Source organism: Nocardia sp. NPDC049935 (assembly GCF_055586645.1).
This window is the reverse complement of the sequence record NZ_JBVJHV010000003.1, coordinates 323,442-335,683: the sequence shown is the minus strand read 5'-3', so window position 1 is coordinate 335,683 and position 12,242 is coordinate 323,442. Positions and strand designations below refer to the sequence as shown.

Here is a 12,242-nt window from a genome sequence, read left to right as displayed (position 1 = left end):
AGCTCCGAATTACACGTCTGTCGAGAAGCGGATGCCGCCGTCGGGGATCTCCACACCCGGCCAGACCCGCGCGCCGCGCAGTAGTTCGCAGCGGGCGCCCACGCTGGCGCCGTCGCCGATCACACCGTCGCGGACCAGCGCACGCGGTCCGATCCGGGCGCCGAAGCCGATGATGGAGCGTTCGACGGTGGCCCCGGCCTCCACCTTCGCGCCGTCGAACAGGATCGCCCCGTCCAGCCGGGCGCCCGCGCCCACTTCCGCGCCCCGGCCGACCACGGTGCCGCCGATGAGCAGGGCGCCGGGTGCGATTCCGGCACCCTCGTGGACCAGGGATTCGCCGCGTTGTCCGGGCAGTACGGGGGAGGGGGCGATACCGCGGACCAGATCGGCCGAGCCGCGGACGAAATCCTCGGGGGTGCCCATATCCCGCCAGTACGAGGCGTCGACGTGGCCTTGGAGCCGGGCACCCTCGCTGAGCAGGGTGGGGAACACCTCGCGTTCCACCGAGACGGCCCGGCCCGCCGGGATCTTCTCGATGTATTCGCGGCGGAAGACGTAGCAGCCGGCGTTGATCTGGTCGGTGGGCGGATCCTGGGTCTTCTCCAGGAACGCCGTTACCCGGCCGTCCGCGTCGGTGGGGACGCAGCCGAAGGCCCGCGGATCGCTGACCCGCACCAGGTGCAGGGTGACGTCGGCCTCGGTGGTCTCGTGGGTTTCGAGGATCGCGCGCAGGTCGGTGCCGCCGAGGACGTCGCCGTTGAAGACCATCACATTGTCGGCGGTGAGCTTGGGCAGCACGTTGCGGATACCGCCGCCGGTGCCCAGCGGTTCGGTTTCGGTGACGTAGTCGATCGTCAGGCCGAATTCGGCGCCGTCACCGAAATGGTCCTCGAACACCTCCGCCTTGTAGGAGGTGCCGAGGACCACATGTTCGATACCGGCGGCGGCGATCCGGGCCAGCAGATGGGTCAGGAAGGGAACGCCGGCGGTCGGGAGCATCGGCTTGGGCGCCGACAGGGTCAGCGGCCGCAGCCGGGTGCCCTTTCCGCCGACCAGAATCACCGCGTCCGTGCCTGTGTGTGATGCCATGGAGCTCCCTTGTTCCCATCCGATCATCGACCCGGCACGGTACCGGCGCTGAGCTAACCGGCGAGTTCTCGCTCCCGTGCTCGCAGAGCGGATCGAACCGCAATCCGGCAGCGAATCGCAAGTCCGGCCTTGAGGGCGAGCCGCAACGGCGCCTGCCACCAGTGCGGATGCCGGTCCGCCTGGAAGCGGTAGGCGCTGGCGTGGTGGGCGGGCAGCATCTTCTCCGGGTTGCGTCCGGCGGCGTGCCCCTTGGCGTGGGTGACCTCGGCGTCGGGGATGAAGACGTTGTGCCAGCCGGCCCGGCCCATCCGGTCGCCGAAGTCGACGTCCTCCATGTACATGAAATAGCGGGAGTCGAAGCCTTCGATCGAGTCGAAGGCCGCCCGCCGCACCAGCAGGCAGGAACCGGACAGCCAGCCGACGGCGCGTTCGGAGATCTCCTCGTTCTCCTGCCGGTAGCGGCGGGTCCACGGATTGGATTTCCAGACCGCGCCGAGAATCGCGTGCCCGGCGCCGTCGAGCAGGCCGGGGACCGAGCGCGCGGAGGGGTAGACACTGCCGTCGGGTTCCCGGACCAGCGGGCCGATGGCACCGGCCCGGGGCCAGCGGGCCGCGGCCTCGAGCATGATGTCGATGGAGTCGTTACCCCAGCGGATATCCGGGTTGGCGATCAGCACGTATTCGAGGTCGGGGTCGAGTTCGGCGACGGCCCGGTTGATGGCGCCGCCGTAGCCGATGTTGCCGCCGGTCGATAGGAAGCGCACATGTGCGTTGGCCTGTGCCGCCAGTTCGGGGACACCGTCGGTCGATCCGTTGTCGGCCAGGATCACCTGCGGTTTCTCGGTGGTCGCGGTGGCCAGGGTGCTGATGAAATGCTCGAGATGTTCGCCCGGCGAATAGGTGACCGTCACCACCGCCAGGCGGGGGCGGTCATGCGGTTGATCCGGGGTATCGGAAGCGCTCACAGCGCCCCACCCTAATGGGCCACCCGGGCCAGTGCCTCGGTCAGCGCGGATTCCCACGGGCGCAACGGGGTCAGGCCGGCCTCGCGCCAGGCCGCGGTGGACAGCACCGAGTAGGCGGGCCGGGGGGCGGGCCGCGGGAATTCGGCGGAGGTGCACGGCCGCACCCGGCCGGGATCGGCGCCGATGCCGGCGAATACCGCGCGGGCCAGATCGAACCAGCTGGCCCGGCCGGCGTTGGTGGCGTGCAGTACCGCCGGGGTGCCGGGACGGGCGGCCAGTTCGAGCAGCGCGGCGGCGAGGTCGGCGGCGTAGGTGGGGGAGCCGATCTGATCGTCCACCACGTTCACGCTGTCGCGTTCGCCTTCCAGGCGCCGCATGGTGGCCACGAAGTCGCCGTCGTCGCCGGAGTACACCCAGGCCGTCCGCACGATCTGTCCGTGCGGGCAGTGCTCCAGTACGGCCTGTTCACCGGCGAGTTTGGAGCGGCCGTAGACCGTCGCCGGGCCGGTGGGGTCGGTGGTCTCGTAGGGGGCGGTCCCGGTACCGGGGAAAACGTAGTCGGTGGAGACGTGGATCAGCCGGGCGCCGGCCCGGCCGCAGGCCCTGGCCAGTAGTTCCGGGCCGGTCGCGTTGACGGCGAACGCGGCCTCGGAGTCGGATTCCGCTCGATCGACCGCGGTGTAGGCGGCACAATTGAGGACGATATCGCCCGGGCGGACCGCCGATTCCACGGCCGCCGGATCGGTGATGTCGAGCCCGGACCGGGTACGGGCGCGGGCTCCGGGAACCAGCCGCAGCAGTTCGCGGCCGAGTTGCCCGCCGGCTCCGGTGACGAGAAGACGGGCGGTGAGATCGGTTCCGGGCGGCACTGCGGTGTTCACCGGCCCAGTCTGGCACGCCGTCGGCGGCCGAATCGGGCTCACCCGGCCTGCCGTTGGTTAGCCTGCGTGGTGCGGAAGGTGTTTCGACGGCATACGCGACACGGGTCGGGGTCCTCGACCGATCCGGATGGGGAGAGGAAGTAAACAGGTGGCGCAGCGTGGGGAGCCGACGTTGTGGAGTCCGGTGCGGGTTATCGTCGCATCGGTTGCTCTGATTGTGCTGGTGGGTACCGGGTTCGCCTGGCGCGGTGTGGATTCGCTGGTCTCGAATATCGAACGGATCAGCGATCTCGGCCTGGGCGGGCACAAGGACGGGGCGGTGGACATCCTGCTCGTGGGCGTGGATTCGCGCACCGACGCCAAGGGTGATCCGCTCAGCGACGCCGAACGGGCCATGCTGCACGCGGGCGACGAGATCGGCACCAACACCGATACGATCGTGCTGGTCCGGGTGCCCAACGACGGGCGTTCGGCCACCGCCATCTCGATTCCCCGCGATGCCTACGTCGATATTCCCGGCCTGGGCAAGGGCAAGATCAACTCCGCCTACGGGATCACCAAACAGACCGTTCAGGACGAAATGCTCGCCGACGGTGAATCCGAGGAGGTGGCCGACGAGCAGTCCACCCAGCGGGGCCGCCAGGCGCTGATCGAATCGGTCGCCGGTCTCACCGGAATCACCGTCGACCACTACGCCGAGGTCAGCCTGCTCGGATTCGTGCTGCTCACCGACGCGGTGGGCGGGGTCGACGTATGCCTGCGGCACGAGGTGGACGAACCGCTCTCCGGGGCGTATTTCCCGGCCGGCCGTCAGAAACTGGACGGGCCCCAGGCGCTGAGTTTCGTCCGGCAACGCCATAATCTCGAACGCGGCGACCTGGACCGGATCGTGCGCCAGCAGGTGTTCATGGCCCAGCTGGTGCACCAGGTGGTCAGCGCCGACACCCTGAGCAACCCCGGCCGGCTGCGCGAACTCAGTCAGGCGGTCGGCCGCACCGTGGTGCTCGACGAGAACTGGGATCTGCTGGGCTTCCTCGACCAGTTGCAGGACCTCACGGCCGGGGAGGTCACCTTCGAGACCATTCCGGTCGCCGATCTCAACGGCACCACGTCCAACGGGGAATCGGTGGTCCGGGTGGATACCGGCGAGGTGCAGGACTATGTCGCGGCGCTGGTCGGGGAGGAACCCAGTGGGTCCGCGTCGCAACCGCAGACCAGCACCTCGGCGGTGCCGCAGGTGACGCCGGGGCTGGTGGAGGTCGCGGTGTACAACTCCAGCACGATCGCGGGGCTGGCCTATACGGTCTCGCAGGAACTCACCGCACTCGGTTACGTCGAGGGCGAGGTGGGTAACTATGCGGACGGGCCGGTGTCGCAGAGCCAGGTGCGCGCTCCGTCCGCGTCGGATCCGGCGGCGAAATCGGTCGCCGCGGCACTCGGCGGGTTGCCGGTGGTGGCGGACCCGTCGATCGCGACGGGGACGGTGAGCGTGGTTCTGGCGAGCGACTACGCTGGCCCCGGATCCGGCAGCGAGGACGTGATCGATTTCGGCGAGTCGTCGACATCGGCGACCCCGGTGCCGCCCGCCCCGCCCATCGCGGCGGCCGAAGACGGACCCACCTGTGTGAATTGAACGCGAAAGCAGACGATGCGCGACATAGACCAGGCCACGACCCTTCCCGAGGCACTGCTCGAGCCGATTCTGGAGCGTGAACCCGCCGCGCCCCGCGTCACCTGGTACGACGACGCGATCGGCGCCCGGATCGAACTCTCCGGGCTCACGCTGGCCAACTGGGCCGCCAAAACCGCCAACCTGATCCGGGACGAATTCGGGCTCACCCCCGGCGCCCGGGTCGCGGTGCTGCTGCCCGCGCACTGGCAGACCGCCGCCGTACTGCTCGGCTGCTGGTGGGCGGGCACGGAGGTGGTGCTGGGCCCGGATCCCGACGCGGAACTGGTATTCGCCGTCGCGGACCGGCTGGACGAGACCGAGGACGCCCCCGAGGTCGCGGCGCTGTCGCTGGACCCGATGGGCGGGCCCGTCCGGGACCTCCCGATCGGCGTCACCGATTACGCGACCGCGGTCCGCGTCCACGGCGACCAGTTCCTCCCGGGTGGCGCCGGCGCCGCCCTCGACGGACTGCCCGTTTCGGAGGTGCTGGTGGCGGCGCGCAAATCCGCTGCCCGGCAGGGCCTCTCGGAAACCGACCGGGTGCTCTCGTCGGGAAGCTGGGATACCGCCGACGAGCTGATCGATCGTTTCATCGCCGTGCTGGTGGCCGGCGCCTCGCTGGTGCAGGTGGCCAATCCCGATCCGGCGCTGCGGGACCGGCGCGTGGACAGCGAACGGGTGACCCGCACCCTCTGACCCCTTCCCCTCCTACTACGGTAGGTCGCGAATTCCGACTACGGCAGGTTCCGCAATCCCGGTGGTGTCCGTAGCGTTCAGCAGGACGCGACGGTGCGACGACGGAGGGGCAGCATGAAACCGCAGTACGTGTATCGATGGGTCAACAACCACGGTGTGGTCCGGGCCTTCAAGAAGGTCAGGCTGCGCAGTGGCGATCCCTTCGCGCGTTTGAACGGCAGTGCCGAGGGGATCGAGAACCCGTACCCGGTCATCGAGGAGCTACGCGGTGCCGGGGGACTGCGCCGGACCCCTCCGGTCTGGAGCACGTTCGACTACGAACTGGTCCGGGAGATACTGCGGGACAACCGCTTCGGCGTCGGCATGCCCACCGTCCTGCCCACGCCCCGGATCGTGCTCCGCGCGCTGAACCACCGCGAGGTCCCGGCCAACCCGGTCGACCCGCCGTCGATGCTGGTGATGGACCAACCGGAGCACACCCGGCTGCGCAAACCCGTCACCACGGCCTTCACCCCCCGCGCGATCGCCCGGTTGCGGGACCGGATCGCCACCGTCACCGACGAACTGCTCGACGCGCTGCCCGACGACGGGCCCACCGATCTGGTCACGCGGTACGCGTCGCAGGTACCCATCGCGATCATCTCCGAGATGCTCGGATTCCCCGACCGCGACCGGGAGATGTTCCTGCGCTGGGGCGACGACATCAGCCCGCTGCTGGATCTGGGGATCTCCTGGCGGACCCATCAGCGGGCGATGGAATCCTCGGAGCGGGTACAGGACTATCTGCTCGACCATATCGAGCGGCTGCGGGCCGAACCCGGCGACGATATCCTCAGCAGCCTGGTCACCGCCGGTGATCTGTCCACCCACGAACTGTGCGCGTCGGCGACGCTGCTGATGGGCGCGGGGTTCGAGACGACGGTCAATCTGATCGGCAAGGGCATCGTCTTGCTGCTGCGTCATCCCGAGCAGCTCGCGCGGTTGCGCGCCGAACCGGAACTGTGGCCCAACGCGGTCGAGGAGATCCTGCGCTTCGATCCGCCGGTGCAGACCACGGCCCGGACCGCCCGCGAGAATCTGGAGATCGCGGGTCACCGGTTGCGCCGGGGGTCCACCGTGGTGCTGTCGCTGGCCGGCGCGAACCGCGACCCCGCGATGTTCCCCGATCCGGCCCGGTTCGACATCACCCGCGACAACGCGAAGAGCCATCTGGCGTTCAGCAGCGGAATCCATGTCTGCCTGGGTGCGGGCCTGGCCCGGATGGAGGGCGCCTACGCCCTGCGCGCACTGTTCGACACCTTCCCGGACCTGCGCCTGACCGATCCGCCGGTGCGGCGGCAGCAATTCACCCTGCACGGCTTCGAGCACCTGCCCGCCCGGACCGGGCCGCGCGTGCGCAGTCACCAGCCCACCGGCTGACAGCGTGGCGGCCTCCGGGGCTGCGGCAGAATCGGGTGTATGGCTGACGTCGTAGTGGTCGGGTCGGGGCCCAACGGCCTGGTGGCCGCGGTGATCCTCGCGGGCGCCGGTCTCGAGGTGGAGGTCTACGAGTCGGCGCCGGTGCCGGGTGGCGGCTGCCGGACCGCGGAGGTGACGCTGCCGGGTTTCCGGCACGATATCTGCGCCGGAGCCCATCCGATGGCCTACGCGTCGCCGTTCTTCCGGGCATTCGACCTGGCCGCCCACGGAGTGGAGTTGCTGACGCCCGAGGCGTCCTACGCGCATCCTCTCGACGGCGGGGTGGCGGGGGTGGCCTGGCGGGATCTGGATCGCACCGCGACCGAACTCCGTGCCGACGGTGCGGCCTGGCGCGGACTGTTCGGGCCGCTGGTCCGCGACTGGCCGGCGGTGGTGCGCACGGCCATGTCGGATATGCGGCACATACCGCCGACCCCGGCGACCGTCCGGTTCGGCCTGCGGCTGCTGGAGCAGGCCTCACCGCTGTGGAACGCGCGATTCTCCGGGCCGATCGCCCCGGCGCTGTTCACCGGGGTGGCCGCGCATGTGGTCAGCCTGCCGCGGGCGCTGCCGGCGGTCGGGGCGGGCCTGCTGCTGGCCACTCTCGCGCATGCCGGGGGCTGGCCGGTACCGCGCGGCGGCAGCCAGGCGATCGTGGACGCGCTGGTCGCCGAACTCGTCCGGCGCGGCGGCCGGGTGATCACCGGTCACACCGTGGATTCGATCGCGGAGTTCGGGGCAGCGCGCGCGATTCTCTGCGACACCTCACCGGCGGAACTGGTCCGCCTCGCCGGGGACCGGCTACCCGGCCGATACCGCGCCGGGCTGAACCGGTTCCGCTACGGCCCGGGTTCCTGCAAGGTCGATTTCGCGCTCTCCGGCCCGGTCCCGTGGCAGGCGCCGGGTTGCGCCGAGGCGGGCACCCTGCATCTGGTGGGCACCCGGGCCGAGGCGCTGGCCGCCGAACACGCGGTGGCGTCCGGAATACACACCGACACCCCGTACACGCTGGTCATCCAGCCCGGTGTGGTCGATCCCGGACGGGCGCCCGAGGGCCGGCACACGCTCTACGCCTACGCCCATGTACCGCACGGGTCGACCCGCGATATCAGCGAGCAGGTGATCGGGCAGATCGAACGTTTCGCGCCCGGTTTCCGGGATCTGATCCTGGCGCAGCACGTCCGCACGGCGGCGCAGCTGTCCGCCTACAACGTCAACTATGTGGGTGGCGATATCGGCACGGGCGCGATGACCCTGGGCCAGACGGTGTTCCGTCCCACACCGCGCCGGAATCCGTATGCCACCGGCGTTCCGGGTCTGTATCTGTGCTCCTCGGCCACCCCGCCGGGTGGCGGGGTACACGGTATGGCCGGCCTGCACGCGGCCGGCCATGTGCTGCGCACCGTATTCGGCCGCGACGACGATCCCCGCGAGCTGGCCGCCGGGAAACCTGCTCCGATCCCGGATCGCTAGGCCGTGGCCGCAGCGACCGCGTAACAGCCCGCGCCGGGCCGCGGTGTGGTCTCTCCGGAGGATTCCCGCCGGGTCACCAGGATCCGACGCAGGCGCAGAAGAGGCTGGCCGGACCGTCGGCGGCCTGGGCGCGGATATCGGTGTCGGCGGCCGAGATCCAGGCCGCCGTACCGCGTTCGAGCAGCACGGTGTCGTCGCCGTGCAGCAGTCGTGCCGATCCGGCCGTGCACAGTACGATCCCGGGCCCGGCATCGGTGAGCGGGACCAGTGCCGAGCCCGCGGTGAGATCGAAACGCCGCAGCGAGAACTCCGGCGCGGGGGTCGGGTAGCGCACGGAGCCGTCGCCCGCGGGCTGCGGTAGTACCAGGGGCAGATCGATCGGCTCGAAATCGAGGACCTTCAGCAATTCCGGCACATCGACGTGTTTCGGGGTGAGTCCGCCGCGCAGCACATTGTCCGAGTTCGCCATGATCTCCACGCCGACCCCGCGCAGGTAGGCGTGCAGGTTACCGGCGTCCAGGAACAGGCCCTGCCCCGGTTGCAGGGTGATCCGGTTCAGCAGCAGCGCCGCCAGGACGCCCGCGTCGCCCGGATAGGCCTCGGCCAGTTCCAGCGTGGTGCGCGCCTCGGCGGCGAATTCCCGTTCCGAATTCGACAGATAGCGCACACATCCGTCGAGCACGGCCGGCAGCAGGGTGTCCAGTACCGTCGGCGGCAGGGTGATCCAGCTGGTGAACAGTGTCCGCAGCCCGTCGGAATCCGGTTGGGCGGCCAGCAGATCCGCGTACTGTCCGAGTTCGGCGACCGCCAGCGCCCGGAACAGATCCACCGTCCGCAGCGGATCGCGGAAGCCGGCGAGCGCCTCGAACCGTTCCAGCGCCACCACCAGCTCCGGTTTATGGCTGTCGTCGCGGTAGTTGCGCATCGGCGAATCGAACGGGACCCGGTTGCGGTTCTCCCGCGCGAAACCGGCCCGCGCCTGTTCGGCGCTGGGGTGGGCCTGCAACGAGAGCGGCTCCTCGGCGGCCAGGATCTTCAACAGGAACGGCAGCCGGTCGCCGAAACGACCCGCCGCCGGGCCCAGTTCCCCGATCGGATCGCCGGACACCACCTCCAGCAGCGACCGGGTGCCGTCCTCGGTGCGGATATAGGCCGGATCGGCCGGATGCGCGCCGAACCAGAGTTCGGCCTCCGGATGCGCCGAAGGGACCGGACGGCCGCAGAGTTCGGCGAGCGCGGTGCGCGAGCCCCAGGCATACGAGCGCAGCGCACCTACTAGTTCGTGCACTAGTAGCGTCCCCCGTCGTAGCCGCCGGGATCGTGCGCGGTGACCGTCCGGCCACCGATGATCCGCAGATACGCGGCAGCCATTTCCCAGCGCAGCGCCAAGACGGCGAGACGTTCGATCTCGCCACCGGGCGCCGGGGCCGCCGGGGTACCGGGCTCGGCGGGTGACGGGTCGGCCGGGACCGCTTCGAGATCCGCGGTGACCAGGTCGGCGTCGACGGTCGCCCCGGCGAACACCGCGAGTTTGCGCCGGGCCGCGAGGGTATCGGCATCGGTGCTGCACAGGAAGACCCGGCGTTTCTCGACCGGTGGGGGTCCGTCGAGCTGTTCGTCGTGGAACAGCGGATCGTAATCGGGTGCGGCGGCTTCGGCCGCGGCCGATATCCGCGGCAGCGCCGCCACGGCGACGGCATGTTCCACGGCGGTGGCCGCCACTCCCGCCGATTGCAGCAGAACCTCCGCGGCGTGCACCGCCAGTTCGGTGGTGGCGGGGGTGTCGCCGGTGAGGATCAGAGCACGCTGCTGGGTCCGGGCGGCCAGATTCTTGGCCGGATTGTGGAACACCTCGTGCAGCGGCCCGTCGCGCAGGGCCTCGGTGTCGAGCAGATCGGCGAGTTCCGCGAGTTCGGGCAGCGGCGTCGCGCCGCGGGTGGGGCCGAGCGCGCGCAGCACCGCGATCCCGACCGCCAGGTATCGCAGCAGGCGATTGTCGTCCAGCACCGGCACCCGGGGTTCCAGCAGCATGGCGTGCCCGGCCGCCGCCGCGCGCAGCGGGCCCTCGTTCGGCGCGGCCACCACGACCTCGGCGCCGCGTCGCTGCGCCCGGTCCACGGCATCGATGAGCCGGGGATCGCCGGCGTCGTCACCGGCGACCAGGACCACGTCCAGCGGTCCGGCCCAGGAAGGGACGGAGGCCACCGGGACCAGGGGCAGGCCCGCCCGGTCGCCCAGCGCGGCGACCAGCAGGGCGGCGGCCCGGGCGGCCCGGCCGGGGCCCGAGATCAGGAGCAGGCTGCGTGGCCGCAGGCCGGTCAGACGTGCGAGCGCGTCCTCCGCCACGGCCGCGGCGACGGCACGTACCTGGGCGCCGCCGGATGCGGCGGAACGAAGGGCGCCGCCGGTATCGGCGGCCTCGAGCATTGCGGCATCGTCCAGATCGAATACCGGGGTATCAGCGATCATCGGGCGTGGCACCTCCCCTCATCGCGCTGTCAGCGGTCTCGGCCGCCACCGCCCGGGTCGTGGACACCGGGCCTGGAACGGGCGAATCCACGGTGTGTATTTCCACTATTCCAGTCAGGCGCGGACGATGCGCAGGATCTCGGTCACGAGTGCGTCTACTTCCTCCGGCGACCGTGCTTCGACGTTGAGCCGCAGCAGCGGTTCGGTATTGGAGGCACGCAGGTTGAACCAGGCGTTGTCGGGTAGTTGCACCGTCACGCCGTCGAGCCGGTCGACCGAGATCGCGCGCCCCGCGAAGGCGTCGAGCACCGCGTCGGTACGTCCGGCGGCGTCGGCGACGGTCGAGTTGATCTCGCCGGACGCCGCGTAACGGGTGTAGGAGGCCATCAGCTCCGATACCGGTCGCTTGTCCTCACCGAGCGCCGCCAGCACGTGCAGGGCCGCCAGCATGCCGGAATCCGCGCCGAAGAAGTCGCGGAAGTAGTAGTGCGCGGAATGCTCCCCGCCGAAGACGGCGCCGGTACCGGCCATGAGCTGTTTGATGAAGGAATGCCCCACCCGGGACCGCACCGGGTTGCCGCCGAGTTCGGTGACGAGTTCGGGCACCGCGTGCGAGGTGATCAGATTGTGGATGATCGTGGCGCCGGACTCCTTGGCCAGCTCCCGCTCGGCCACCAGCGCGGTGATCGCCGACGGGGACACCGGTTCACCGCGTTCGTCGACGACGAAGCAGCGGTCCGCGTCGCCGTCGAAGGCCAGGCCGATATCGGCGCCCGATTCCCGGACCAGGGCCTGCAGATCGACCAGGTTCGCCGGGTCCAGCGGGTTGGCCTCGTGGTTGGGGAACGAGCCGTCCAGTTCGAAGTACAGGGGCACGATCTTCACCTGTGGCAGCGCACCGAGAACGGCGGGCACGGTATGACCGCCCATCCCGTTGCCGGCGTCCACCGCGACCGTCAGCGACCGGAGGCCGTCCAGATCGACCAGCCCGCGCAGGAACGCGGCGTAATCGCTGAGCAGATCCACTTCGGTGGCAGTTCCGGGCGTGCCCTCGTAGCCGGGGACCCCGCGGGTCACCTCCTCCGCGATCACGGCCAGACCGGTGTCCTGCCCCACCGGCAGCGCCCGCGCCCGGCACAGTTTGATGCCGTTGTAGCGCGCGGGGTTGTGGCTGGCGGTGAACATGGCCCCCGGGCAGTCGAGCTCACCGGAGGCGAAATACAGCTGATCCGTGGACGCCAGCCCGATATGGACGACGTCCAGGCCCTGGGCGAGCACGCCCTCGGCGAAAGCGGCGACCAGCCCCGGAGACGAGGTGCGCATATCGTGTCCGATCACCACGCGCCGCGCGTCCTCGGCCCGCATGAGCCGGGCGAATGCCGAGCCGGAATCGCGGACGAAATCGGCATCGAGTTGTTCCCCGACCACACCGCGGATGTCGTAGGCCTTGATCACCGCGTTCACGGACTCGGCAGAGCGGGCGACTGTCATGACGATTACCCTAGTGCCCCCGGGTGACCGGCCGGACATGTCCCCGAG

Annotated in this window: 10 protein-coding genes; 4 read left to right on the top strand and 6 right to left on the bottom strand. The window is 70.3% G+C overall.

The annotated features are described in order from the left end of the window. Window positions 1–9: 9 nt before the first annotated feature. The 3 genes from manB to rfbD are packed head-to-tail and all read right to left on the bottom strand — an operon-like array spanning window position 10 to window position 2,935. Window positions 10–1,089: a mannose-1-phosphate guanylyltransferase gene (gene manB, locus ACZ6SF_RS14470; RefSeq protein WP_466062571.1), complete on the bottom strand. Its 1,080-nt coding sequence runs from the start codon at window positions 1,087–1,089 to the stop codon at window positions 10–12. 53 nt (window positions 1,090–1,142) lie between these two features. Beyond that, the gene (locus tag ACZ6SF_RS14465; protein WP_466062570.1) at window positions 1,143–2,054 is read right to left on the bottom strand and encodes a glycosyltransferase family 2 protein; all 912 of its coding nucleotides are present in this window, start codon (window positions 2,052–2,054) and stop codon (window positions 1,143–1,145) included. An 11-nt stretch (window positions 2,055–2,065) separates the two neighbouring features. Beyond that, window positions 2,066–2,935 (bottom strand): dTDP-4-dehydrorhamnose reductase, encoded by an 870-nt coding sequence (gene rfbD, locus ACZ6SF_RS14460; RefSeq protein ID WP_466062569.1) that lies wholly within the window; start codon window positions 2,933–2,935, stop codon window positions 2,066–2,068. Window positions 2,936–3,062: 127 nt separating this feature from the next. Here rfbD and ACZ6SF_RS14455 point away from each other — a divergent pair, with 127 nt between their 5' ends. From ACZ6SF_RS14455 to ACZ6SF_RS14440, 4 genes are all read left to right on the top strand, one after another. After that, window positions 3,063–4,568, top strand: coding sequence for an LCP family protein (locus ACZ6SF_RS14455; RefSeq protein ID WP_466062568.1), 1,506 nt, complete (start codon window positions 3,063–3,065; stop codon window positions 4,566–4,568). 15 nt (window positions 4,569–4,583) lie between these two features. After that, window positions 4,584–5,303, top strand: coding sequence for a TIGR03089 family protein (locus ACZ6SF_RS14450; RefSeq protein WP_466062567.1), 720 nt, complete (start codon window positions 4,584–4,586; stop codon window positions 5,301–5,303). A gap of 114 nt (window positions 5,304–5,417) precedes the next feature. Next, complete coding sequence (locus ACZ6SF_RS14445) at window positions 5,418–6,722, top strand: cytochrome P450 (protein WP_466062566.1); 1,305 nt, start codon at window positions 5,418–5,420, stop codon at window positions 6,720–6,722. Window positions 6,723–6,761: 39 nt separating this feature from the next. Beyond that, window positions 6,762–8,234, top strand: a complete 1,473-nt coding sequence (locus ACZ6SF_RS14440; protein WP_466062565.1) for a phytoene desaturase family protein — start codon at window positions 6,762–6,764, stop codon at window positions 8,232–8,234. A 73-nt stretch (window positions 8,235–8,307) separates the two neighbouring features. Here ACZ6SF_RS14440 and manA read toward each other — a convergent pair whose 3' ends face one another. From manA to ACZ6SF_RS14425, 3 genes are all read right to left on the bottom strand, one after another. Further along, window positions 8,308–9,522 (bottom strand): mannose-6-phosphate isomerase, class I, encoded by a 1,215-nt coding sequence (gene manA, locus ACZ6SF_RS14435; RefSeq protein ID WP_466062564.1) that lies wholly within the window; start codon window positions 9,520–9,522, stop codon window positions 8,308–8,310. Then, window positions 9,522–10,703, bottom strand: coding sequence for a tobH protein (locus ACZ6SF_RS14430; protein ID WP_466062563.1), 1,182 nt, complete (start codon window positions 10,701–10,703; stop codon window positions 9,522–9,524). The genes manA and ACZ6SF_RS14430 overlap by 1 nt, the downstream gene beginning before the upstream one ends. A gap of 114 nt (window positions 10,704–10,817) precedes the next feature. Continuing rightward, window positions 10,818–12,194, bottom strand: coding sequence for a phosphomannomutase/phosphoglucomutase (locus ACZ6SF_RS14425; protein WP_466062562.1), 1,377 nt, complete (start codon window positions 12,192–12,194; stop codon window positions 10,818–10,820). Window positions 12,195–12,242 lie beyond the last annotated feature (48 nt).